The sequence below is a fragment of the Pseudomonas sp. LA5 genome (assembly GCF_028640825.1).
Classification (GTDB): Bacteria; Pseudomonadota; Gammaproteobacteria; order Pseudomonadales; family Pseudomonadaceae; genus Chryseomonas; species Chryseomonas aestiva.
The window spans coordinates 66,694-90,490 of sequence record NZ_JAQYZY010000024.1 but is presented as its reverse complement, the minus strand read 5'-3'; the positions used below and the strand labels follow the sequence as shown (position 1 = coordinate 90,490).

The window sequence follows — 23,797 nt, the reverse complement described above, 5'->3', positions numbered from 1 at the left end:
CTTGGACCGGCTTCGATACGACCCCGTGCACCCTTCTCCTGAATCCTGTTGCCACCACGTGGGCCGAGAGCCTGGAACGTAGTGGTATTACATGAAAAGAATGCTCATCAACGCGACCCAGCCCGAGGAATTGCGGGTTGCCCTGGTCGACGGTCAACGTCTGTTCGATCTGGACATCGAGTCCGGAGCCCGCGAACAAAAAAAGGCCAACATCTACAAAGGTCGCATCACCCGCATCGAGCCCAGCCTGGAAGCCGCCTTCGTCGACTTCGGCGCCGACCGCCACGGCTTCCTCCCGCTGAAGGAAATCTCCCGGGAATACTTCAAGAAGAACCCGGAAGGCCGCGTCAACATCAAGGAAGTGCTCTCCGAAGGCCAGGAAGTAGTCGTCCAGGTCGAAAAGGAAGAGCGCGGCAACAAGGGCGCCGCCCTGACCACCTTCATCAGCCTCGCCGGTCGCTACCTGGTGCTGATGCCCAACAATCCCCGCGCGGGCGGCATCTCCCGTCGCATCGAGGGTGAAGAGCGCAACGAACTGCGCGAAGCCCTGAACGGCCTGAACGCCCCGGGCGACATGGGTCTGATCGTGCGCACCGCCGGTCTCGGTCGCAGCACCGAAGAACTGCAGTGGGACCTCGACTACCTGCTGCAACTCTGGTCCGCCATCAACGAAGCCTCGGGCGAGCGCAAGGGTCCCTTCCTGATCTATCAGGAAAGCAACGTCATCATTCGCGCCATCCGCGACTACCTGCGCCAGGACATCGGCGAGGTGCTGGTCGACAGCGTCGAAGCCCAGGAAGAAGCCCTGAGCTTCATCCGCCAGGTGATGCCGCAGTACGCCAGCAAGATCAAGCTGTACCAGGACAGCGTCCCGCTGTTCAATCGCTTCCAGATCGAAAGCCAGATCGAGACCGCCTTCCAGCGCGAAGTGAAGCTGCCCTCGGGCGGCTCCATCGTCATCGACCCCACCGAAGCCCTGGTGTCCATCGACATCAACTCGGCGCGCGCCACCAAGGGCGGCGACATCGAAGAAACCGCCCTGCAGACCAACCTGGAAGCGGCTGAGGAAATCGCCCGCCAGCTGCGCCTGCGCGACATCGGCGGCCTGATCGTCATCGACTTCATCGACATGACCCCGGTCAAGAACCAGCGCGCCGTGGAAGATCGCGTCCGCGAAGCCCTGGAAGCCGACCGCGCCCGCGTGCAGATCGGTCGCATCTCCCGCTTCGGCCTGCTGGAAATGTCCCGCCAGCGCCTGCGCCCTTCCCTGCGCGAAACCAGCGGCATCGTCTGCCCCCGCTGCAACGGCCAGGGCATCATCCGCGACGTGGAATCCCTGTCGCTGGCCATCCTGCGCCTGATCGAGGAAGAAGCCCTCAAGGATCGCACCGCCGAGGTTCGTGCCCACGTACCCATCCAGGTCGCGTCCTTCCTGCTCAACGAGAAGCGCAACAGCATCACCAAGATCGAGCTGCGCACCCGCGTGCGCATCATCATCCTGCCGGACGATCACATCGAGACCCCGCACTTCGAAGTGCAGCGTCTGCGTGACGACAATCCCGAGCTGCTGAACAGCCAGTCCAGCTACGAGATGGCCAACACCGAAGCCGAAGAGGTGCAGCCGGTCAGCTCCACCCGCACCCTGGTGCGCCAGGAAGCAGCGGTGAAGGTTGCGCCCGAGCGCGCACCGGCCCCCACCCCGGTCACGGCCGAAGTCGTGGCGCCCGTCGCCCCTGCAGCCAAGGCCACCGCCGAGCCCAATCTGTTCAAGGGCCTGGTCAAGTCCCTGGTCAGCCTGTTCGCCGGCAAGACCGAAGAGCAGCCCATGGCCGACAAGGCCGTTGCCGCGCCGGTCGCCGCCAAGAGCAGCGACGAGCAGCGCAGCCAGGACGAGCGCCGCAACGGCCGTCAGCAGAATCGCCGCCGCGAAGGTCGTCGTGACGACGAGCGCAAGCCGCGCGAAGAGCGTCAGCCCCGCGCCGATCGTGGCGAGCGCAGCGAGCGCCCGGCCCGTGAAGAGCGCAAGCCGCGGGAAGAGCGTCAGCCCCGCGAGGAGCGTCAGGCCCGTGAAGACCGCCCGGCTCGCGAAGAGCGTCAGCCCCGCGAAGAGCGCGCCACTCGCGAAGAGCGTCAACCGCGTGAAGAACGCCAGCCGCGCGAAGACCGCCCGGCTCGCGAAGAGCGTCAGCCCCGTGAGGAGCGCGCCTCTCGCGAAGAGCGTCAGCCGCGTGAAGAGCGTCAACCCCGTGAAGAGCGTCAACCCCGTGAAGAGCGCCAGCCGCGCGAAGAGCGCGTGAGTGCCGAAGAGCGTCCGGCTCGCGAAGAGCGCCAGCCGCGTGAGGAGCGTCAGCCTCGCGAGGAACGCAAGCCACGTGAAGAGCGTCAGCCCCGCGAGGAGCGCAAGGCTCGCGAAGAGCGTCAGGAAGCGGCCAGTGCCGAAGAGCTGAACGAAGAAGAAGTACTGGAAGGCAATGACGAGCTGGAAGAAGGCGAAGAGCGTCCGCGTCGCCGTTCCCGCGGTCAGCGTCGCCGCAGCAACCGTCGTGAGCGTCAGCGCGATGCCAATGGCAACTTCATCGAAGACGAAGAGCCGGGTACCGATGCCCCTGTAGCGCCCGCCGCCATAGCTCTGGGCACCGCTGTCGTGGTGAGCGAGAGCGTGACTGCCGTCGCCACCCAGGAAGCGGCTCGTGAGGCTCATCAGCAGGAGCCAGTGGCTGCTGCCGACACCCCTGTCGCTGAAGTCACCCGGGAAACCGCGGTGGAGCAGCCTGCCGCCGAAGCGCCGGCCCAGCCGGAGATCCTCACGCCCGACGTGAGCCAGCTGCAGGACGAGCGTGCGCCGCACCAGGAAGTGGAAATTGCCGCACCTGCCGCCGAGCAGATCGCCCCGGTCGCGACCCCTGCCGCCATTCCTACCGCACCGGTCGAAGCTGAAACCGCAGAGTCGGCCGCAGGCCGCGCCTCCAACGACCCGCGCGAGCGTCGTCGCCGTGAGCGCATGGCTCGTGAAGCTGAAGCCGCTCGCGCCAGCCAGCCCGAGCAGCAGGCCGAGGCACCCGCGCTGGGCGCCATAGCCGAAACCGAGGAAACCTTCGCTACCGCAGCGGTAGGCACCGTGGAGCCGCAGCAGGCGCCCGAGGTCCAGCCCGCCCAGGCGACCGAGGAGCTGCCCGCAGCCGAGGCCGAGTCGGCACCGATCGTGGTGGAAGAGCCCGTCGAGGTCGTACCCAGCCCTGCCCAGGAAGAAGCGGCCAGTGTCGCCCTGACCGGTCAGGACAGTGTCACTGACGAAGCGCCCAAGGCCGATGCCGTGAAAGAGGACGAGGCCACTCAGGCCGAACTCGATCGCAAGCTCAAGGACTCCCGGGAAAATCATCCCGGCTGATCTCAGCCACCCATGAAAAGGGGCGCCTAGGCGCCTCTTTTTTTATGCCTGGAATCCGTACAGGCGCCGGTACGCGCTCGACGCCACCCTGGACATGCCATAGCAGCCTCGCGAAGGCGAGCACTGAGCCAGAAGCAGGGGAAGATGACCTTCGTGCCAACCCCCACGCCGGGGCTGCCTCAACCCACCTACGGCCCCCTGCATACTGTGTAGGTTGATGCTGAGCGCGGCGAAGCCCAACACTGGCGCGATAGCAGGACTGTTGGGCCTCGGCGATGGAGCCGCCTCAACCCAACCTACGGTGCCCCGCATACTGGGTAGAGCGCAGCAAAGCCCAACGCTGGCGAGATAACCAAGGCTGCCGGGCTTCGACGATGGAACCGCCTCAACCCAACCTGCGGTGCCCCGGCATAGCCGGTAGGTTGGCGCTGAGCGCAGCGAAGCCCAACGCCGGAAGGAATGGCCGGACTGTTGGGCTTCGGCGGTGGAGCCGACTCAGCCCAACCTACCATGCCTCGGCATACCGGGTAGGTTGGTGCTGAGCGCAGCGAAGCGAAGCCCAACGCCGGGCGAGATAGCCTGTCTGCCGGAGGCTCCAGCGCCCATGCGGGAAAAATCCTGGGCATAAAAAAACCCAGCCATTGGCTGGGTTTTTCGAGCGTATCCCGAAGGATTAACGCTTGGAGTACTGCGGACGCTTACGCGCTTTGCGCAGACCGACTTTCTTACGCTCGACTTCACGGGCGTCACGAGTGACGTAACCGGCTTTGCGCAGGGAGCTGCGGTAGCCTTCGTCGTACTCGATCAGAGCGCGGGTAATGCCGTGACGGATAGCACCGGCCTGACCGCTCACACCACCGCCAGCGACGGTAACGTAGATGTCGAACTTCTCCAGGGTCTCGGTCAGCTCTAGGGGCTGACGCACGACCATGCGCGCGGTTTCGCGGCCGAAGAAGGTGTCCAGAGCGCGATCGTTGATGGAGATCTTGCCAGTGCCCGGACGGAGGAAGACACGAGCGGTGGCAGTCTTACGACGGCCGGTACCGTAATTTTGAGTTGCCGACATGTTGTACTATCCCGATTAAAACTTGAGTTCTTGGGGCTGCTGAGCGGTGTGCGGATGGTTCGCACCCTTGTACACCTTGAGCTTGCGATACATGTCGCGGCCCAGCGGGTTCTTCGGCAGCATACCCTTGACGGCGGTCTCGATGACGCGCTCGGGAGCACGGGCGATCAGCTTTTCGAAGTTGATCGACTTGATGCCACCCGGGAAACCGGAGTGATGGTAGTACATCTTGTCGGTAGTCTTGGCACCGGTCACACGAACCTGCTCGGCGTTGATGACGACGATGTAGTCGCCGGTGTCAACGTGAGGGGTGTATTCGGGCTTGTGCTTGCCACGCAGGCGAGTGGCAATTTCAGTAGCCAGACGACCCAGAGTCTGGCCAGCAGCGTCGACGACGTACCAGTCGCGCTTAACGGTTTCCGGTTTTGCGGTGAAAGTTTTCATTCTCTATGGCCTCAGAGGCCGCCCTGGTAAAAAGACGGCAAATTCTACACAACAGTGCAACCCCAGACAAGTCGGGGGCAGCCGGAAACAGACGCTCTTCGGGGGCTCGGGTCGGCGTCCGCTACGGCGATCTCGGCAGGCTTAGGCATCCCCCGCCAAGAAAGCTGCGGCATGATACCCGCTCAGGGTAAAAAAGCAAGCAGAGAATCAGAAGGGAAATAGCGCCTGGGTAGCCGCCGAACCCTGACGGCGTGAGGCCAGGTGGTCTGCCAGTCGCGTGGGTTCCGGCAGGCGGTGACGCCTTACGCAGGCCATGACCAGCGCGGGTGCAGTGGCCAGACCGACCCGGTGCCCGGGCGACACGATCAGCGGCCTGACCCGATCCTTGCTGCGCAGCACCGTACCTATCACCCCACCCTCGCGATCCAGCAAGTCGACCTGGCTGCCGCGCGTCTCGGCGAGTTCGCCGTGGTGGCCGGTAAGGATTTTCTTGGCCACACCGATCGTCGGCAGACCGGTGACCACACCCAGATGAGCGGCGATGCCCAGCCGGCGCGGGTGGGCGATGCCGTGGCCATCGCAGAACACCAGATCGGGAGTCTCCGGCAATTCCGCCAGCGCCTGGAGCAGTGCAGGGAGTTCCCGAAAGGACAGCAGTCCCGGGACATAGGGCATCACCGTGGGGATGCGCGCGACGGCATGGGCCAGCGGCTGGAGGGTCTCGGCATCCAGCAGGACGGCCACCGCACGGGTGATCTCGCCGCCCTCTTCGAAACCTACATCGACACCGGCGTAACGCCGCGGTGAGCCGAAGTCGTCGTGCAGCAGGACCTGCCTGGCGAGTTGCCTTTGCAGGATGCGCGCCTGAGTGGGCGAGCCATCCCAATCGGCGAAGGGATCGGAATTCACGCGTACCTCCCGAAAACCTGGGTCAAGGGGTTGATCCCTCAACCCAGGCAGGGTTCACGGCTTGTGCGGACGCGCCAGGTATTCGTGGGACTGCATTTCCAGCAGGCGACTGAGGGTGCGCTGGAATTCGAACTCCAGGCGGCCACCGGAATAGAGGTCCTTGAGCTCGACCTCGGCAGACAGGATCAGCTTGACCTGACGATCGTAGAACTCATCGACCAAGTTGATGAAGCGTCGTGCCATGTCGTCCTTGAGCGCATCCATCTGCTCGACATTGCTGACCAGCACCGTCTGGAAGATCTTGCCCAGCTCGATGTAGTCGTTCTGGCTGCGCGGACCGTCGCAAAGGGCGCGGAAATCAAACCAGGCGACGTCTTCGCAGGTGCGGCGAGCGCGGATCTCGCGATTCTCGATCATCAGCGGCACGTTTTCGCAGAGGTCGTTGCACTCGACGGTGAGCGAACGGAAGCTCTTGGCCATCGCCGCCTCGACCTCGTCGCTCAGCGGATAGTGAAAGAGCTGGGCCTGCTCCAGAGCACGCAGACGATAGTCCACACCGCTGTCGACGTTGACGATCTCGGTATGTTCCTTGAGCAGCGCGATGGCCGGCAGGAAGCGCGCGCGCTGCAGGCCGTCCTTGTAGAGGCCGTCGGGTACGATGTTCGAGGTGGCGACCAGACTTACGCCGTTCTTGAACAGCTCTTCGAGCAGGGTCGCCAGGATCATGGCGTCGGTGATGTCGGAAACGAAGAATTCGTCGAAGCAGATCACCCGCGCCTCGTCGGCGAAGCGCCGGGCGATGATGGTCAGGGGATTCTTCTCGCCCTTGAGGGTGCGCAGCTCTTCATGCACGCGCTTCATGAAGCGGTGGAAGTGGGTGCGCATCTTCTGCTTGAACGGCAGGGCGTCATAGAAGGTATCGACCAGGTAGGTCTTGCCACGCCCTACCCCACCCCAGAAATACAGCCCCTTGACCGGCGTGACCGTCTTGCGCCCGAGCAGCTTGCCGAACAGGCCACCCTTGGACGCGGGCTCGACGAGCAATTCGTCATAGAGGCGCTGCAGATGGCGGACGGCCTCTTCCTGGGCAGCATCGTAGAAAAACTCCGGGCGCTTGAGGTCGGCCTGGTAACGCTCGAGGGGGGTCATGGCGGCTTCTGGTCGGGTGGGAAAAAAGGGTGGTCACTGTAATGGCGGTCCCTGGCGTTGACAACGCCGGGGACCACGGGTGCCCTTTAGGACTCGGCCAGTTGTGCGAGCGCGGCCCGAGTGCGCTCGATCAGGGCATCGCGCGCGGCGGGGGAATCGCTGGCGACGCCCTCAGCCATCACCTGATCGTCCAGCAGCAGCTGGAAGCCGTTGCCCTCGCCTGCCACGACACTGGCCGGCGTCGCGACCAGCTGCTTGCTGGTGATGCCGGCGGTCTTGGCTTCGGCGAAGGGGATCGACAGCGCCAGTTCAGTGCCGTCGGCGTCGAGCAGGCGGAACCGGAAGCTATCGCCTTCACGGAAGCTGACGAAGCGAGCGGTCTTGCTGGCCTTCTTCTTGGTGCTGCCGGCAGCGACCTGGGTCTTGAGCGAGCGCAGGCCCACGGCTTCGCGCAGTTCGCCGAGGAAGGGCGTGGCATCGCGGCGGGCCTTGGCGGCGCCGGCCAGCAGGATGTCTTCCAGATCGTCGGGACGGGCGATCAGCGCCGCATAGCGCTCGCGGGCTTCGCCCAGCTCGGCATCCAGTACCTCGAACAGCTGACCCTTGGCTTCGCCCCAGGCCAGGCCATCCTGCAGGGCCGCGCGGAAGGCCGCGCTCTGCTCGGGGGTAGCGAAGGCCTGGTAGAGGGCGAAGAGATGGGCGCTGTCAGGATCCTTGGGCTCGCCGGGCAGGCGCGAGTCGGTGACGATCCGGGCGATGGCGTCCTTGAGCTGCTTGGCGCTGCCGAACAGCGGGATGGTGTTGTCGTAGCTCTTCGACATCTTGCGGCCATCGAGACCGGGCAAGGTGGAGACGCTTTCCTCGATGACCGCCTCGGGCAGGGCGAAATAGTCGCGCCCGTTGCCGAACAGGTGATTGAAGCGCTGACCGATGTCGCGGGCCATCTCCACGTGCTGGATCTGGTCACGCCCGACCGGCACGCGCAGGGCATTGAACATGAGGATGTCCGCGGCCATCAGCACCGGGTAGCTGTAGAGGCCCATGGTCACGCCCGCGTCGGGGTCTTCGCCCTGTTCCAGGTTGCGGTCGACCGCGGCCTTGTAGGCATGGGCGCGATTGAGCAGGCCCTTGCCCGCGACGCAGGTGAGCAGCCAGGTCAGTTCGGGGATCTCGGGGATGTCGGACTGGCGATAGAAGGTCACCCGCTCCGGATCCAGGCCGCTGGCCAGCCAGGTGGCGGCGATCTCCAGGCGCGAACGCTGGATGCGCGCGGGGTCGTCGCACTTGATCAGGGCATGGTAGTCGGCGAGGAAATAGAAGGAGTCGGCATCGGCGGCCAGACTGGCGCGGATGGCGGGACGGATGGCCCCGGCGTAGTTGCCCAGGTGCGGGGTGCCGGTGGTGGTGATGCCAGTGAGAATGCGAGTGGTCATGGAGGCGCTGGGAATCCGAGAGACTAACGAGGGTCAGGCCTGCAGGCGCGGCAGGACCAGATCTTTGAGTTCGACGAGTTTGCCATGGAAGAAATGACTGCACTCGGCGACGCGAAGCAATTCGTGCGGCTGTTCGAGCGCGGCGGACCAGGCGTAGACCCGCTCGGGGGTCACCACCTCGTCGGCTTCGGGCTGGATCACCGTGAGGCGCGCCCGCTGTGGCAGGCGACCGTCGACCGCGAAACGCTCCACCGGCGGCGCCAGCATGAACAGCCGTTCCACCGCCACGCCTTCGCCTTCCAGGCGGCCGCCCAGGCAGGCGGCGACATAGGAACCGAAGGAGAAACCGCAGAGGGTCAGCGGCAGGTCGGGGTGGCGGTCGCGCAACCAGGCCACAGCGGCCGCGGCATCGTCGATCTCGCCTTCACCGCCGGCATGCACGCCGGTGCTGGCGCCGACGCCACGAAAGTTGAATCTGAGGGTCGCCTGGCCGGCGTCCCGGGCGATGCGCTGCAGGGTGGCGACCACCTTGTTCTGCATGGCGCCGCCATGGAGCGGATGGGGATGACAGAGCAGGACCGCGCCGGTGGCGGCATCCGGGCTCTGGTACAGCGCTTCCAGAGTGCCGGCGGGGCCCTCCAGCAGCAGGGTTTGTTCACGGGCTGACACGCTTGACTCCGTGATCCCGGACGAACAGTGCTCATCCAAAGAGTTGATTTTGATAGGGTCGATCCTGCGCGATGCCTGACTGCGGGGTATGATGACGCCCAGCGAATGGCAGATGACGCAACCCAGTGTACAGGCTCGCCGGTCTGCCGTTACCGTAAAGCAAAGCCGCTCATAGAGGAAGTTTCGTGGAACAGTCGCTCACTACCTGGTTGTTGCCCCTGATCGCGCTGCTGATCGGGGTCGGGATAGGTTTTCTGCTGGCGCGCCTGGTGCCGGGTGCCGCGCCGAGCCGCGTGCAGCGCCAGCTGGATGACCTGCAGAAGAAGTTCGACGACTACCAGCACGAGGTCACCAGCCACTTCAGCACCACCGCCGGCCTGGTGCGCAAGCTCACCCAGACCTACCAGGACATGCAGTCGCACCTGTCCGAAGGCGCCGAGCGTCTGGCCCAGGACGAGCTGACCCGTCAGCACCTGCTGGCCTCGCTGCACAGCGCCGAGCAGCGTTACCCGTCCAGTCGCGAGCGCATCGACGGTCCGACCGAAGCGCCGCGGGACTATGCGCCCAAAGGTGACGGCACCCCCGGCACCCTCGACGAAACCTACGGCGTGAAAAGCCGCGGTTGATCGCCAAGGCCGGGGACTCCCCGGCCCTCTGCTTTCCGGCGCCTGCCCTCGTCACTCGGGGCGCGACGCCCGGCCCTTTTCCGGCCCGTCATGGCATAATCTGCGGTTGCAGTCTTTCGCAGGAGAACGCCATGCCCGCAGCGGCCAGTGGCCTGAGCCTCTACGGCATCAAGGCCTGTGACACCATGAAGAAGGCCCGCCAATGGCTTGATGAGCATGGCCAGGCCTATCACTTCCATGACTACAAGCAGAGCGGCATCGACCGCGAACGGCTGGCGGCCTGGTGCGCGGAACATGGCTGGGACAAGGTGCTCAATCGCGCCGGCACCACCTTCCGCAAGCTCGACGACGCCCAGAAGGCCGACCTCGATACCGTCAGGGCCATCGACCTGATGCTGGCGCAGCCTTCGATGATCAAGCGACCCGTGCTCGATCTCGGCGACCGTACCCTGCTGGGCTTCAAGCCCGAGCTCTATGCCGCGGCCCTGAACTGACTCCGCGGCCACCGCCCCCACTACCGCACATCTCGCACCGACCGGATCGGTGCCTTTGCAAAGGAACAGTCACATGTCGAATGCCCTCTTCAGTATCGCCTTCGGTGTCGGCACCCAGAATCGCCAGGACGCCTGGCTGGAAGTCTTCTATGCACAGCCTCTGCTGAATCCCCCGGCAGCGCTGGTCGAGGCGGTCGCGCCACTGCTGGAGTACCAGGGTGGCAACCAGGCCATCGCCTTCGCTCCGGCCCAGGCCCGCGGTCTGGCCGAAGCCCTCAAGGGCATCGATGCCGTGCAGTCGGCGCTGCTGACCCGCCTGGCGGAAAGCAACAAGCCGCTGGTGGCCACCCTGCTGGCCGAAGACGCCGCACCCGCTTCTACCCCCGAGGCCTACCTGAAGCTGCATCTGCTGTCCCATCGCCTGGTCAAGCCCCATGGGCTGAACCTGACCGGCATCTTCGCCCTGCTGCCCAACGTGGCCTGGACCAACCAGGGCGCCGTGGACCTGGCCGAGCTGCCGGCCGAGCAGCTGGAAGCCCGTCTGCGCGGCAAGCTGCTGGAAGTCTTCTCGGTGGACAAATTCCCCAAGATGACCGACTACGTGGTGCCGGCCGGCGTGCGTATCGCCGATACCGCCCGCGTGCGCCTGGGTGCCTATGTGGGTGAAGGCACCACGGTGATGCACGAAGGCTTCGTCAACTTCAACGCCGGTACCGCCGGCCCGGGCATGATCGAAGGCCGCGTCTCCGCGGGCGTGTTCGTCGGCAAGGGCTCGGACCTGGGCGGCGGCTGCTCGACCATGGGCACCCTGTCGGGCGGTGGCAACATCATCATCAGCGTCGGCGAAGGCTGCCTGATCGGGGCCAACGCCGGCATCGGCATCCCGCTGGGCGACCGCTGCACCGTGGAATCCGGCCTCTATGTGACCGCGGGTACCAAGGTCGCCGTGCTGGATGACCAGAACCAGCTGGTACGGGTGGTCAAGGCGCGCGAACTGGCCGGTCAGAGCGACCTGCTGCTGCGCCGCAATTCGGAAACCGGCGCGGTCGAGTGCAAGACCAACAAGACCGCCATCGAACTCAACGAAGCGCTGCACGCGCACAACTGAGTCCACAACCGGGCAGCCTGCCTCACGCGGGCTACCCCGGAGCTGTCGCCATGTCGCTACCCTCTCCCTGGAGAGCCGAGTTTCCGGCTTTCACCGCCTTCGCCGCCGACGGCATCACCTACCTCGACAGCGCCGCCACGGCGCAGAAGCCCCAGGTGGTGCTGGATGCCCTGCTGGCCAGCTACAGCCTGGGTGCAGCCAATGTGCACCGCGCCCAGCACTGGGCCGCCGAGCGGACCACCGCTGCCTACGAAGGCGCCCGTGGACGGATCGCCGCCTGGCTGGGCGCGGCCGCGCCGCACGAGGTGGTGCTGACCCGCGGCGCGACCGAAGCCCTCAATCTGCTGGCCTATGGGCTGGAAGACGCCTGCGCGGCGGGTGACGAGATTCTCATCAGCGCCCTTGAGCACCATGCCAATCTGCTGCCCTGGCAGCAGCTGGCCCGGCGTCGGGGCCTTGAACTCAGGGTCATCCCGCTGACCCCGAGCGGTCATCTGGACCTGGAAGCCGCCGAGCGGCTGCTGGGCCCACGAACGCGCGTGGTCGCGGTCAGCCAGCTGTCCAATGTGCTCGGCACCTGGCAGCCACTGGCGGAACTCGCGGCCCTGGTACGGGCGCGCTCGCCGGCCTGGCTGGTGGTGGACGGCGCCCAGGGCGCGGTCCATGGCCGTCATCGCCCGGGCGACTTCGACGCCGACTTCTATGTCTTTTCCGGGCACAAGCTCTATGCCCCCGAGGCCATCGGCGTGCTCTGGGGCAAGGCCGCTGGCCTGGCGCGGCTCAAGCCGTGGCAGTTCGGCGGCGAGATGGTGCAGCACACCACCTTCACCGACGCCCGCTTTCATGCCGCGCCCATGGGCTTCGAAGCCGGGACGCCGCCCATAGGCGCGGCCATCGCCCTGGGCGCCGCGGTCGACTGGCTACAGGGTCAGGACGAGACGCTGATCCGCGGCCACGAGCAGGCGCTCAGTCTGAAGCTCCTGGCCGGGCTGGCCGCCCGCGACGGCGTCCAGGTGCTGGGTGAACCCCAGATCGCCCTGGCCAGCTTCCAGGTCGCGGGCATCGATGTCGGCGACCTCTCTCACCTGCTGGGTGAACAGGGCATAGCGGTGCGCGCCGGTCAGCACTGCGCCATGCCGCTGTTCCAGACCCTGCAGACCCCCGGTGCGCTGCGGGTCTCCCTTGGCCTGTACAACGATGCCGAGGACCTGCAGCGCTTTTTCACTGCCCTCGACAACGCCCTGGAGCTGCTGCGATGAATCTGCTTCCCGATGCGGCGGAAGCCCGCCGCGCCTTCATCATCGCCAAGGGCTGGGAAGCGCGCTCGCGACTGCTGCTGCAGTGGGCCGAGCGCCTGCCGGCGGTGCTCGCGGAACGCGACGAGGATCTGGTGCAAGGCTGCGAGAGTCGGGTGCGCCTGACCCATGAAGCCCAGGGTGATCGTCATTTCTTTCGCGCCAGCAGCGAATCCCGGGTGCTCAAGGGACTGCTCGCCGTGGTGCTGGTGCGCGCCAATGGCCTGACCCGCGAAGAGCTGGGCCGCCTCGACATCCACGGCTGGCTGGGCGAACTCGGGCTGGAACGGCAGCTGTCGCAATCGCGCAGCAACGGCCTGAACGCCGTGCTCACGCGGATGCACGAACTGGCGGCCTAGCCTTCGCTGGCCGCGGGATTGCGCCGCGCGCGGAAGAATTCGGTCAGTACCTGGCCACAGGCCTCGGCCAGTACCCCGCCTTCCACCAGGACCCGGTGATTGAGAAAGTCCTGCTCGAAGAAGCGCCCGCGACTCTGGGCCATGCCGGCGCGTGGCTCGCTGGCGCCATAGACCAGCCGCTGGATGCGACTGTGGACGATGAGGCCGGCGCACATGCTGCAGGGCTCAAGCGTCACATAGAGCGTCGCGCCGGGCAGCCGGTAATTGGCCAGACGCGTGGCGGCATCGCGGATGGCCTCCATCTCGGCATGGGCGCTGGGATCGTGAGCACCGATGGGCCGATTGAAACCGCGGCCGATGACCTCTCCGTCGAGCACCACCACGGCTCCGACCGGCACCTCGCCCTGCCCGGCGCCCTGCTCTGCCAGGACCAGGGCCTCGCGCATGAACAGGTCATCCCGGCTGCGATCGATGATGGGCAAGGGGCGGAAGCGGGCCATGACTGAACTCTGCGCAAAGCGCCATGATACCGCCGTCAGCCCGGGAGGCCAGCCATGGGATCCGACACCAAGAATGAATCCTTCGGCAAAAAATGATCGCAATAATGGTTATCGGATACAGCCGATGCGAAACTGGTGCGAGGTCTGGGAGCCGTGCGTGATCGGCATCACATTCACAGCCATTCGGTGCTAAAGCTTTAACAGGACCGCCTTGGTGCGGTCCTATTCAAGAGTTCATCTGAGACAGTCGCATGATTGCTGCACCTTCCGGTCAGTCGCTGCAAAGCTGCGAAAGCGAGCCGATCCGCATTCCAGGCGCCATCCAGGCACACGGTTACCTCATCGCCTTCGATGAGGCGGAGTGGCTGACCAAGCATGTCAGCCGCAATCTGCCCGAGTTGCTGGGCAAGCCGCAGGTCGAGCTGCTGGGTCGGCCACTGCAGCAGGTGCTGCCGCTCGAGCTGTTCGAGCAGGTGCGGCAGGCGTTGACCCTGGAGCATCTGGAAGAAGCCAATCCGCTGAGCTGGACACGTCCGGTCCGCGACATGGACGTGATCCTGCATCGCAGCCGCGGCCTGGTGTTTCTGGAATTCGAGCCGGACGACCATGGCGGTGTCGAGCCCGCCGGGCTGGCGCGCGCCCTGGCCCGCCTGCAGCAGGCTCGCACCCTGCCTGAGCTGTGCGAAGGTGCGGTGCGCGAGGTGCGTGCCCTCACCGGCTTCGATCGGGTGGTGGTCTATCGCTTCGATGACGGCGGCGATGGCCAGGTGGTGACCGAGGACCGGGTCGACGACATCGACAGCTATCTGGGCATGCACTTTCCGGCGGCCGATATTCCTGCCCAGGCCCGCGCGCTCTATCACGAGAACTGGATTCGCAACATCCCCGACGCTCAGTACGAGGCGGTCCCGCTGGTACCGGCCTTTCTGCATGGCACCGGGCGGGATCCGATCGACCTCACCCACGCCGTGCTGCGCAGCGTATCGCCCATCCATTGTCAGTACGTGCGCAACCAGGGCCTGCGTGCGTCCATGAGCGTATCGCTGATCAGCGACGACAAGCTCTGGGGGCTGATCAGCTGTGGCCATCGCGAACCGCTCTATCTGCCCTTCCGTACCCGGATGGCCTGCCGCTCGGTCGGGGTGCTGGTGTCGCTGATGATTCGCGCGCTGGAAAACCGCCAGGTGCAACGCGAGATCGATGCGCGCGAGGCGCAACTGGCGGCGCTGATCCAGGGCATGTGCGACAGCCGTGGCGAGGTACTCAGTGGCCTCAGCGAAAGACCCACCGATCTCCTGGAGCTGGTGAATGCCGCCGGTGTCGCGGTGCTGGTGGAGGATGAGCTCAGCACCCTGGGCGAATGCCCGAGCGCGGAAGACATTCGCATCCTCGCCGCCTGGGTGACGGCCGAGATGGATGCCTCGGGCATCTATGCGACCCGCTGCCTGGCCGACGAACTGCCCGAGGCCCGTCGCTACAGCGATCGGGTCAGCGGCGTCCTGGCACTGGCGCTGCCCAAGCCGGTGCGCAATCTGGTGCTCTGGTTCCGCCCGGAGATCGTCACCACCGTGGTCTGGAGTGGTAATCCGGCCAAGCTTGAAGCCACGTCGCCCACGCCGGGCCCGGGGCTCAACTATCCGCATCCGCGGCGTTCCTTCGATGCCTGGAAGGAACTGGTCCGCCTGCGCTCGGAGCGCTGGCGCCCGGCCGATCTGTTTGCCGCCAAGGACCTGCGCCGCTCGGCCATCGAGCTGGACCTGGCGCGCCAGGTCGAACGCGAACGCCAGGCGGTGCGCCTGCGCGACGAGATCGTCGCGGCGGTTTCCCATGACCTGCGCAGCCCCATCACCATCATCCTGATGAAGGTCGGGATGCTGCAGCGCCAACTGGAAAAGCTGGCGCTGGGCGATGACCGCCTGCCCAGTTCGCTGCAGGTGATAGAGACCGCGGCCAACCGCATGAACGCCCTGATCAGCGACCTGCTGGACCTGTCGAAGATCGAGTCGGATCGCCTGGCACTGAACCTCAACCCGGCGCGCCTGGCGGACGTCTGCGCGCAACCCATCCTGCTGTCGCGGCCACTGGCGGAGATCAAGAACATCAGTCTGGAATACGCCGCCGATCCGGATCTCCAGGTGCTGGTGGAAGCCGAGCGCATCTTCCAGGTGCTGATGAACCTGCTGGGCAATGCCATCAAGTTCACCGCGCCAGGTGGTCTGGTGCAACTCAGCATGCGCCAGATCGGCAACCTGGCCGAGATCAGCGTGACCGACAACGGCCGCGGCATGAATCAGGCGCAACAGGCACGGGTATTCGAGCGCTTCTGGCACGTACAGGAAGACAATCCCACCGGTCACGGCCTGGGACTGTACATCGCCAAGGGCATCGTCGAGGCCCACGGCGGTGAGTTGAGCGTCACCAGCGCCCTGGGTCAGGGCAGCACCTTCAGATTTACCCTGCCTATCGCACCCTAGCGCGCCAGGATCCGAAAAGAGAAAGCCCCGGTGGCCGACAGCGACGTTGAAACCACCGGGGGAGCGCTAAGCTCGCTGTAATGGACGTCAGCGAAACGCTGCGAATTCCCGCCTTTCGTCGGGTCGGAAGGGTCATTTTCTTCAATACCGCCAGGGGTCGCCCTCGCTAGGTTCAGGTCTCCACAACTGTCGAGACCTTGCGATGACCCTGATCCTGTCCATGGCCGCCTTTGCCCTGGTGGCATCCCTTTCTCCTGGCCCGGTCAATCTGGTGGGCTTCAACACCGGCCTTGTCCATGGCTGGCGACCGGCCCTGTGGCATGTCGCCGGCGCCACCCTGGGCTTCGTCGTCCTGCTGCTGGCAGTCGGCCTCGGCCTGCACCAGGTACTGGCCGCCTGGCCGGCGCTGCTGTGGATCCTGCGTATGGCCGGCGCGCTCTTCCTGCTGTACCTGGCGTGGAAACTGGCACGGGCCGCGGGAGACCTGGGCAGTGGCGCGGTGGCCGCCTGCCCGGGCTTTCGCGACGGCGCCCTGCTGCAGTGGCTCAATCCCAAGGCCTGGCTCGCCGCCGCGGCCGGGGTGGCGCTGTTCGTCGGCGAAGATCGCGGGCGTCTGATGCTGTTCGCCGGTCTTTACCTGGTGATCTGCTTCGCCTCCCTGGCCTGCTGGGCCGTGGCCGGCCAATGGCTGCGCGGCCATTCACCGTCGGCGGCCCGCCTGCGCCTGTTCAATCGCGCCCTCGCGGCGCTGCTGGTGCTGTGCGCCGCTTCGCTGCTATGGGAGGGCTGACGCGGCGCGGTACTGACCGGGGGTGGCCGCCACCAGGCGCTTGAAGGTGCGCTGCAGATGGGCCTGGTCAGCGAAGCCGGTGGCCAGGGCGACCTCGGCCAGGCCATCGCCCTGACGCAGGTGTTGCCGTGCCAGGCGAATGCGCCGGTCGATAAGGTAGGCATGGGGCGTCAGGCCATAGCGCCGGCGAAAGCTGCGAATCAGCTGGGTGGGCGAGAGATCCGCCACCTGGCTGAGCTGATCCAGGCTGACACCCTCGCTGCAGTGGGCATCGAGAAATTCGGCGGCGCGCCTCAGGCGGCGATCCTCGCGGGCCCGCGCTGCCGCGACCGGGGTACGCCCCAGGCGCGCCAGTACGGCCTCGAAATACAGCAGCGCCTGACTCTGGCGCTGCAGGGTGAGGCTATCCGGGTCGATCAGGCAGGCATGCAGGGCTTCCAGACCGGCGTACAGCTGGCCGTCACGGGACAGCTGTACGGCCAGCGGCTGGAAGTCGTCAGCCCCCGGGCGCTGCAGCTCGGCCAGCCAGCCGGCGTCCACGTGCAGCATGCGATAGCGCCAGGCGTCCTCGCCCTGCGGATTGCAGGCATGGACGTCACCGGGATTCATCAGCACCAGGGTGCCCGCCCCCACCAGTTCGCGGGTCGAGCCGTTGTGATAGCGACTGCGCCCACCCAGCACGGTACCTATGGAGAAGGTCTCGTGGGAATGCGGGGCATAGCAGAGCGCGCGGCCGTCCTGGATGGAACGGGCTTCGAGGAAGGGCAGCGCGGGATCGCGCCAGAAGCGTGAGGTGGTCGCTGTCATGCCGTCTCCTTGCACCGGGTATTTCCGCTGGACACCAGTATCCGGCCAGGCCAGCCAGCTTAGCGGACGCTCGCTTGCGCTGCACCCGGCTGGGCGGGTGGTCTTGCGCCGACTTCGGCGAAGACATGACGCGACCGCCTAGGGAATCCGACAAAGGTCTATATGCGACAAAATGTCGCACTAACAGATATAAACAAACGTTTCACTTTGCCCTCAGAGAAAGGGTAAACCCGCATTACAGAGCCCTTCAGGCGTAACGGCTGGTATCTCGAAGCTGGCGCTACCCGGAAAGAGGCCGCGATGAATCTATCAATCGAAGACCCGCATCTGGGCGGGCACAGGAGTTTCGGATGCCTTGCTGTTCATTCGATGATCCAACGCCATTCAGCCAGTCTTTCGCCGTGTCCCCGGCTCTCATGGGGCCTCGCTCATGATCGAGACCATTTCCGAGGCACTCGCCCCTATCATCTTCGTTACCTTACTGGGCTGGGGCGCCGGCCGCTGGAAGGTGCTGCCGCAGACGGCAAGCAAGCCCCTGGCAACCTTCGTGGTCACCTTCGCCCTGCCTATCGCTCTGTTCCTCGCCGCCGCCCACACCCGCCCCGAGCAGATCCTCAACCTGCCTTATGTCGCGACCCTGGCTACCGGACTCATCGGCGTCTGGCTGCTGGGCTTGCTACTGGGTCGCTACCGCGGTGGGCGGACGTGGCGTGAAGGAGCCATGCGAGGCATCACGGTGGCCTTTCCCAACATGGCCTATTGCGGGCCGCCGGTGCTGACCGCCGCCATCGGCCCCTCCGCCGTGCTGGCGGTGATCGTCGGCAACCTGATCTTCACCCTGGTGGTCATCCCGCTGTCGCTGCTGTTGTTGAGCGGCGGCGGGGCCCGCCAGGCGCTCGGCAAGGCGCTGCGCCAGCCGCTGGTGATCCTGCCGCTGCTGGGATTGCTCTGTGCGCTGCTGGGTATCCGCCTGCCCCAGTTGCTGGTGACGGCGACGGACGAGATAGGTCGGGCAGCCGGGGGCGTCGCGCTGTTCACCCTGGGCCTGATTCTGTCCGGCATCCAACCGCGTCTTGATCGCGACATCGGGCTCAATGTGGCCCTGAAGAACCTGCTGCAACCGCTGGTGATGCTGGGCGTCGGCCTGGCCGTGGGCCTGCAGGGCGGGCTGCTCCAGCAGGTATTCCTGCTCGGCGTACTGCCGGCGGCCACGGCGGCGCCCACGTTGGCGATGGCCCACGGCGTCTACACCGAGGACGCCGCGCGGAGCGTGCTGTTCAGCACCCTGGTCGCCATCCCGGGTATCGCCCTGGGTATCGCCTTGACCACCCTGCTCTAGCCCGTCGGGGGCTCGCGAGGCGCAAGCCGTGAGCCCCGGCAAATCAGAGCGGTTGCAGGAGCGCGCCATGGCCTGTTGGCCGCTCGGCCGCCCAGTCGTATTGCGCCACCATCAAACCCCTGACCGCGAGGAACCTGGCATGTCGTTATCTTCCACGGATTCACCCGACGTCGTGTTGATCGGCGCCGGCATCATGAGCGCCACCCTGGGCACCCTGCTCAAGGAGCTCGACCCCAGCCTGAGCGTGACCCTGTTCGAGAGTCTGCACGATTGCGCCCAGGAGAGCTCCCAGGGCTGGAACAACGCCGGGACCGGCCATGCCGCCAACTGCGAGCTGAACTACACCCCACAGCGCGACGACGGCAGCGTCGACATCGCCAAGGCGCTCAAGGTGAACACCCAGTTCGATCTCTCGCGCCAGCTGTGGGCCCATCTGGTTCGCAAGGGCGCCATCCCCGATCCGCAGGCCTTCATCCACGCCTGCCCGCACCTGAGTTTCGTCTGGGGGGCGGAAAACGTCGCCTTCTTGCGTGAGCGCTATCGGACGATGAGCGCCCATCACTGCTATCACGGCATGGAATACAGCGAGGACGGAGCCCAGATCGCCCAGTGGGCACCGCTGATCATGGAAGGACGCGGTGCCGACGAGCCGGTTGCCGCCACGCGCATGGTGACCGGGACCGACGTCGACTATGGCGCCCTCACCCACCTGCTGGTGCGCCAGCTCAGTCAGCAATCCGGTTTCGCCGTGCACTATCACCAGCGGGTGGTGGACCTGGCGCGTACCGACAGCGGTCGCTGGCGGGTGACGGTGGAGGACGTCGAGCACGGTGGGCGGACGGAAGTCATCGCCCGGTTCGTCTTCATCGGCGCCGGTGGCGGCTCGCTGCCGCTGCTACAGAAGTCCGGCATTCCGGAAGGCCACGGCTTCGGCGGCTTTCCCATCTCCGGCATCTGGCTGCGCTGCGACGTCCCGGCACTGGCCGAACGGCACCAGGCCAAGGTCTATGGCAAGGCGCCCTCGGGCTCGCCACCCATGTCGGTGCCACACCTGGATACCCGTATCGTCGGCGGCCAGCGCTCGCTGCTGTTCGGGCCCTATGCGGGCTTTTCCTCGCGCTTTCTCAAGCACGGTGCCCTGACCGATCTCTTCACCTCGCTACGCCACGACAACATCCTGCCACTGCTGAACGTGGCCAAGGACAATGTGGACCTGACCGAATACCTGATTGGACAGATCTTCCAGAGCTCCAACCAGCAGTTCGCCATGCTGCAGCAATTCTTCCCCCTGGCGCTGAAGCGCGACTGGCAGGAAGCCGTGGCCGGGCAGCGGGTGCAGACCATCAAGCCCACCGGTCAGCACGGCCTGCTGAGCAAGAAGGGTGAACTGGAATTCGGCACCGAACTGGTGAGCGCCGCGGACAGATCCATCGCCGCACTGCTCGGCGCCTCGCCCGGTGCCTCGACGGCAGCGGCCATCGCCCTGGAAGTGCTGGAAACCTGCTTCCCGGAGCGTCTCACCGAAGACGCCTGGCTGCCGGCGCTGCGGCGCATTCTGCCGACCTATGGCATCGACCTGAAGTTCGATGCGGCAGCTTGCCGGCAGAGTCGCGCCGAAACCGCCAGGGTCCTGGGGATCGCTGACGTCTGAGGCGCCCTTGGCCGCACGCCTGGGCATGCGGCTAAGTCCGTCAGCGGGTGGCGGCGTCTTCGGCTTCTTCCAGCAGGATGTCGGCGGTGATCAGGTAATCGGCCTCCGGATGCAGCTCGGCGCCCAGCGCCAGTTGCTGCGCCGCGGCGGCCAGGGTCGGCGCGCCCTGGAAGGTGGCGTTGAGTTCGGCCAGCAGGAGGCCCATGTCCTTGTGCATCAGCGCGGCCGGGAATTGCGGGGCGAAGTCGCCATCGCGCAGGGCCGCCAGCTTGCGCTGGTGATGGGGCGAGAGCACCGCCAGGTCGCCGAACACCTCGAACAGCACCTCGGCATCCAGGCCGGCGCGGGTGGCATAGGCCAGCGCCTCGGCCAGGGCGGCGAGCCCGGCGCCCATCAGGCCGTTGATGGCCAGCTTGATGGCCGCGCCCTGCCCGGTCGGACCGACGTGGTGCACGGTCTTGCCCAGGACTTCGAGGATCGGCCGCGCCCGCTCCACCGCTTCGGGCTCGCCGGCGGCCAGGACCACCAGCTGCGCCTTTTCCGCTTCGGGCGTGCTACCGGACACCGGCGCCTCGACCACGGCGATACCGCGGGCCCGGCCGGCCGCTTCCAGACGCAGCGACAGCGCGGGCGAATTGGTGCTGGTGTTGATCAGCAGCCGACCGCTTTCCAGACGGGCGAGGACGCCGTCGGGGCCGAGCAGCACCTGTTCGAGAATGGCGTCGCTGGGCAGGGAGACGATCACTGCCTCGGCCTGGGGCAGCAGGGTCGCCAGGGATTCCATCGGCGTGCCATGGCGCTCGCCGTCCTGCTGGTGTTCGGCATAGGCGCTGACCGTATAACCGGCCTCGCGCAGGTTGGCGCCCATGCGCTGGGCCATGGCGCCGAAGCCGATGAAACCGATCGAGGGATGAGCGGACATGAGGGGAGCTCCCGGTAGAGGATGGTGGTATCTCGACTCTACCTCCAGGCCGGGGTTCCGCCACCAGAAGCTTGGGCAACGTCTCGCGAGCTAGAGCCAGACCAGGCGCAACGACCAACGGGAGTAACAGCCAAAGGCTGGCCCGAAGGGTGAGCGCCAGCGAATCAAAGACCTGAGGAAGCGGATCGGACCCGCGCTCGGGTTTACGAGTGGTAAATGAGCATTGCGACGGGGCCGCCTAGGCCGGGCTGGCGACCCAGGGTCTTTTCAACGCAGTTCGGCCGACGCGCAGCAGAGGTTGTCCCTAGATGCCGCTGAACCAGTTGTAGCCCTGGTCTTCCCAGTAGCCACCGGGATAGTCGTTGGTCACGAACAGCGCCTGGATGTGCTTGGGATTCTTGAAGCCGAGCTTGGTGGGTACCCGCAGCCGCAGCGGATAGCCGTAGTCCGGCGGCAGGGCCACGTCGCCGAAGTCCAGCGCCAGCAGGGTCTGGGGGTGCAGCGCCGAGGCCATGTCGATGCTGGAGTAATAGCGGTCGGCGCACTTGAAGCCGACGTACTTGGCGCTGGTGTCGGCGCCGATGCGTTCGAGGAAGGTGCGCAGGGGCACCCCGCCCCACTGGCCGATGGCGCTCCAGCCCTCAATGCAGATGAAGCGGGTAATGTCGGCGCGTTGCGGCAGGCGGCGCAGGTCTTCCAGGGTCCAGGCCTGCTTGTTGGCAACCAGGCCGGAGACCTCCAGGCGATAGTCGCTGAGGTCCACTTCCGGAACGTTGTATTCGGGGTAGAAGGCGTTGAAGGGGAAGGGATTGGTGATCTGGCTGGCGGCATAGGTCGGCGCCAGGCGCTCACGGCCGAACAGCCAGGCCTGCACCCGGTCGTTGAAGCGCGACATGGACCAGAGCACCTTGTCGACGCTGTCGCCGTCCTGCAGGTTGCAGCCGCTGAGCATGGCCAGGGCGCCCACCGTCAGACCCTGCTTGAGCAGCAGGCGTCGTTGCAGATTTTCCACCTGCCGCTGTTGCGCCGGCTCCAGGCGCAGGCGTTCACGCCGACTCATCGTTAACCTCCTCATGCGCCCGACCGGTGATCATCGGCGGCAGGGTGCGGGGTACCAGGATGACCAGGGCCAGGTGCACGACGACGAAGGCGCCGATGCCGGCCATGGCGAAGAAGTGCACGTAGCGGGCGGTGTCGAAACCGCCGAGCAGAGCGGCCAATCCCTGCAGCTGCACGGGTTTCCAGATGGCCAGGCCCGAGAGCACTACCAGCACCCCAAGGGCCAGCACGCCCCAGTAGAGCAGGCGTTGCACGGCGTTGTAGGTGCCCAGCCGATGACCCAGGCGCAGCCGTGCGGCGGCGACGAAATCGCGGCCGATGGCGCGTGGCGACAGCGGCAGGAAATCGCGCCGGAAGTGGCCGCTGAAAAGGCCATAGAGCAGATAGATCAGGCCATTCACCAGCAGCAGCCAAAAGACCGCCAGGTGCCAGGCGATGGCGCCGCCCAGCCAGCCGCCAAGGGTTGCCCAGGCGGGAAAGGTGAAGGGGAAAAGCGGCGAGGCGTTGTAGATCGCCCAGCCGCTCATGAACATGCAGGGCATCGCCAGGGCGTTGAGCCAATGGGTGAGGCGCACCGGCCAGCGGTGCACCAGGCGCCGTCGCGAGGTGGTCATGACATTTCCCTCTTCACCGCGAGATGGAGGCGGTCGCCGTCAAACCAGGCGACCGCGTGGGGCTTACATGGGCGGGGTGAAACCGTCCTTACCTACGGCCACGCCCTTGGCGTGCTTGCCGTCTTCGGCGGGGAACAGCACCACCTTGGCGCCGGGCTTGAGCAGGCTGCGGTCGCCCTTCTCGACATAGGCGATGGGCACATCTTCCGGCACCACCAGCTGCTTCTCGCCGCCCTTGTACTGCACGGTCAGGGTGCGGCCGTTGGCCTTCTTGAGTTCGCCCACGGTGCCGTTGGTCATGGTGCCGGTGCTGCCATCGGCGTTTTCCCAGCCGTAGTGGCCTTCGCCGGAGCCGCGCAGGCTGGCCTCGAACACCGTCACCTCCAGCGCCTTGAGGGTGCCGTCGGGCTGCGGCGTGGCGGCCGAGCCGATGAAGCTGTTGGCTTCGATGCGATCCAGGTTGGCCTTGGACACGGCGCGGTAGCTGGTCTTGTCATCCAGCATCAGGGTCTGGTGGGCACCGTTGCGGGTGGTGAAGGCCAGGGTGTCGCCCTGGACGCTGTCCACGGTGCCACGCATGGGCTTGACGGTGGGCATGGGCGCGGCCTGGGCCAGCAGGGCGCTGCTGGCGAGCAGCAGGGCAAGGGAACCGCGGAGCAGAGTCTGGGTACGCATGAAACCTCCTGGGATAGGGAATCGCC

22 protein-coding genes are annotated in these 23,797 nt (G+C 66.1%); 10 read left to right on the top strand and 12 right to left on the bottom strand.

Going from position 1 to position 23,797, the window contains the following annotated elements; genetic code table 11:
• Positions 1–91 precede the first annotated feature (91 nt).
• The gene (gene rne / locus PVZ72_RS05210) at positions 92–3,388 is read left to right on the top strand and encodes a ribonuclease E (RefSeq protein ID WP_273861364.1); all 3,297 of its coding nucleotides are present in this window, start codon (positions 92–94) and stop codon (positions 3,386–3,388) included.
• 673 nt (positions 3,389–4,061) lie between these two features.
• On the opposite strand, the gene rpsI is transcribed toward rne, so the two are convergent.
• The 6 genes from rpsI to PVZ72_RS05180 form a co-directional block, all read right to left on the bottom strand.
• Positions 4,062–4,454 (bottom strand): 30S ribosomal protein S9, encoded by a 393-nt coding sequence (rpsI, locus tag PVZ72_RS05205; RefSeq protein ID WP_017640910.1) that lies wholly within the window; start codon positions 4,452–4,454, stop codon positions 4,062–4,064.
• A gap of 15 nt (positions 4,455–4,469) precedes the next feature.
• Positions 4,470–4,898, bottom strand: coding sequence for a 50S ribosomal protein L13 (gene rplM / locus PVZ72_RS05200; protein WP_007160609.1), 429 nt, complete (start codon positions 4,896–4,898; stop codon positions 4,470–4,472).
• 207 nt (positions 4,899–5,105) lie between these two features.
• The gene (nfi, locus tag PVZ72_RS05195) at positions 5,106–5,807 is read right to left on the bottom strand and encodes a deoxyribonuclease V (RefSeq protein ID WP_273861363.1); all 702 of its coding nucleotides are present in this window, start codon (positions 5,805–5,807) and stop codon (positions 5,106–5,108) included.
• Between the two features lie 54 nt (positions 5,808–5,861).
• The gene (zapE, locus tag PVZ72_RS05190; RefSeq protein ID WP_273861362.1) at positions 5,862–6,956 is read right to left on the bottom strand and encodes a cell division protein ZapE; all 1,095 of its coding nucleotides are present in this window, start codon (positions 6,954–6,956) and stop codon (positions 5,862–5,864) included.
• Positions 6,957–7,042: 86 nt separating this feature from the next.
• The gene (locus tag PVZ72_RS05185) at positions 7,043–8,389 is read right to left on the bottom strand and encodes a tryptophan--tRNA ligase (RefSeq protein ID WP_187980031.1); all 1,347 of its coding nucleotides are present in this window, start codon (positions 8,387–8,389) and stop codon (positions 7,043–7,045) included.
• A gap of 33 nt (positions 8,390–8,422) precedes the next feature.
• The gene (locus PVZ72_RS05180) at positions 8,423–9,058 is read right to left on the bottom strand and encodes an alpha/beta hydrolase (RefSeq protein WP_273861361.1); all 636 of its coding nucleotides are present in this window, start codon (positions 9,056–9,058) and stop codon (positions 8,423–8,425) included.
• 185 nt (positions 9,059–9,243) lie between these two features.
• On the opposite strand from PVZ72_RS05180, the gene PVZ72_RS05175 reads away from it, so the two are divergent.
• The 5 genes from PVZ72_RS05175 to PVZ72_RS05155 all read left to right on the top strand — a co-directional run bounded on the left by PVZ72_RS05175 (position 9,244) and on the right by PVZ72_RS05155 (position 12,940).
• Positions 9,244–9,684, top strand: a complete 441-nt coding sequence (locus tag PVZ72_RS05175; RefSeq protein WP_064307427.1) for a YhcB family protein — start codon at positions 9,244–9,246, stop codon at positions 9,682–9,684.
• A gap of 131 nt (positions 9,685–9,815) precedes the next feature.
• Positions 9,816–10,178, top strand: a complete 363-nt coding sequence (locus PVZ72_RS05170; protein WP_273861360.1) for an ArsC family reductase — start codon at positions 9,816–9,818, stop codon at positions 10,176–10,178.
• Between the two features lie 73 nt (positions 10,179–10,251).
• On the top strand, positions 10,252–11,286 hold the full coding sequence (gene dapD / locus PVZ72_RS05165) for a 2,3,4,5-tetrahydropyridine-2,6-dicarboxylate N-succinyltransferase (protein WP_158892591.1): 1,035 nt from the start codon (positions 10,252–10,254) through the stop codon (positions 11,284–11,286).
• 50 nt (positions 11,287–11,336) lie between these two features.
• Complete coding sequence (locus tag PVZ72_RS05160; protein ID WP_133862668.1) at positions 11,337–12,545, top strand: aminotransferase class V-fold PLP-dependent enzyme; 1,209 nt, start codon at positions 11,337–11,339, stop codon at positions 12,543–12,545.
• Positions 12,542–12,940, top strand: coding sequence for a SufE family protein (locus PVZ72_RS05155; protein ID WP_273861359.1), 399 nt, complete (start codon positions 12,542–12,544; stop codon positions 12,938–12,940). The genes PVZ72_RS05160 and PVZ72_RS05155 overlap by 4 nt, the downstream gene beginning before the upstream one ends.
• Here PVZ72_RS05155 and tadA read toward each other — a convergent pair.
• A complete protein-coding gene (gene tadA, locus PVZ72_RS05150; protein ID WP_133862666.1) occupies positions 12,937–13,440 on the bottom strand; it encodes a tRNA adenosine(34) deaminase TadA in 504 nt (167 codons plus the stop codon). The genes PVZ72_RS05155 and tadA overlap by 4 nt on opposite strands.
• A gap of 251 nt (positions 13,441–13,691) precedes the next feature.
• On the opposite strand from tadA, the gene PVZ72_RS05145 reads away from it, so the two are divergent.
• Positions 13,692–15,914 carry an ATP-binding protein gene (locus tag PVZ72_RS05145; protein WP_187980034.1) on the top strand — a complete coding sequence of 741 codons (2,223 nt, stop codon included), beginning with the start codon at positions 13,692–13,694 and terminating at the stop codon, positions 15,912–15,914.
• Positions 15,915–16,116: 202 nt separating this feature from the next.
• The gene (locus PVZ72_RS05140; RefSeq protein WP_273861358.1) at positions 16,117–16,704 is read left to right on the top strand and encodes a LysE family translocator; all 588 of its coding nucleotides are present in this window, start codon (positions 16,117–16,119) and stop codon (positions 16,702–16,704) included.
• Here the strand turns inward: PVZ72_RS05140 and PVZ72_RS05135 are convergent.
• On the bottom strand, positions 16,690–17,511 hold the full coding sequence (locus tag PVZ72_RS05135) for an AraC family transcriptional regulator (RefSeq protein ID WP_273861357.1): 822 nt from the start codon (positions 17,509–17,511) through the stop codon (positions 16,690–16,692). The genes PVZ72_RS05140 and PVZ72_RS05135 overlap by 15 nt on opposite strands.
• Before the next feature lie 430 nt (positions 17,512–17,941).
• Here PVZ72_RS05135 and PVZ72_RS05130 point away from each other — a divergent pair, with 430 nt between their 5' ends.
• Positions 17,942–18,850 carry an AEC family transporter gene (locus PVZ72_RS05130; protein WP_273861356.1) on the top strand — a complete coding sequence of 303 codons (909 nt, stop codon included), beginning with the start codon at positions 17,942–17,944 and terminating at the stop codon, positions 18,848–18,850.
• 139 nt (positions 18,851–18,989) lie between these two features.
• Positions 18,990–20,501 (top strand): malate dehydrogenase (quinone), encoded by a 1,512-nt coding sequence (mqo, locus tag PVZ72_RS05125; RefSeq protein WP_273861355.1) that lies wholly within the window; start codon positions 18,990–18,992, stop codon positions 20,499–20,501.
• Between the two features lie 40 nt (positions 20,502–20,541).
• Here the strand turns inward: mqo and PVZ72_RS05120 are convergent, their stop codons facing one another.
• The 4 genes from PVZ72_RS05120 to PVZ72_RS05105 all read right to left on the bottom strand — a co-directional run bounded on the left by PVZ72_RS05120 (position 20,542) and on the right by PVZ72_RS05105 (position 23,771).
• Positions 20,542–21,423 carry an NAD(P)-dependent oxidoreductase gene (locus PVZ72_RS05120; protein ID WP_273861354.1) on the bottom strand — a complete coding sequence of 294 codons (882 nt, stop codon included), beginning with the start codon at positions 21,421–21,423 and terminating at the stop codon, positions 20,542–20,544.
• A gap of 304 nt (positions 21,424–21,727) precedes the next feature.
• The gene (locus PVZ72_RS05115) at positions 21,728–22,483 is read right to left on the bottom strand and encodes a molybdopterin-dependent oxidoreductase (protein ID WP_187980039.1); all 756 of its coding nucleotides are present in this window, start codon (positions 22,481–22,483) and stop codon (positions 21,728–21,730) included.
• Positions 22,470–23,096: a cytochrome b/b6 domain-containing protein gene (locus tag PVZ72_RS05110; protein WP_133862660.1), complete on the bottom strand. Its 627-nt coding sequence runs from the start codon at positions 23,094–23,096 to the stop codon at positions 22,470–22,472. The genes PVZ72_RS05115 and PVZ72_RS05110 overlap by 14 nt, the downstream gene beginning before the upstream one ends.
• A 63-nt stretch (positions 23,097–23,159) precedes the next feature.
• On the bottom strand, positions 23,160–23,771 hold the full coding sequence (locus tag PVZ72_RS05105) for a hypothetical protein (RefSeq protein ID WP_017640014.1): 612 nt from the start codon (positions 23,769–23,771) through the stop codon (positions 23,160–23,162).
• Positions 23,772–23,797: the final 26 nt, after the last annotated feature.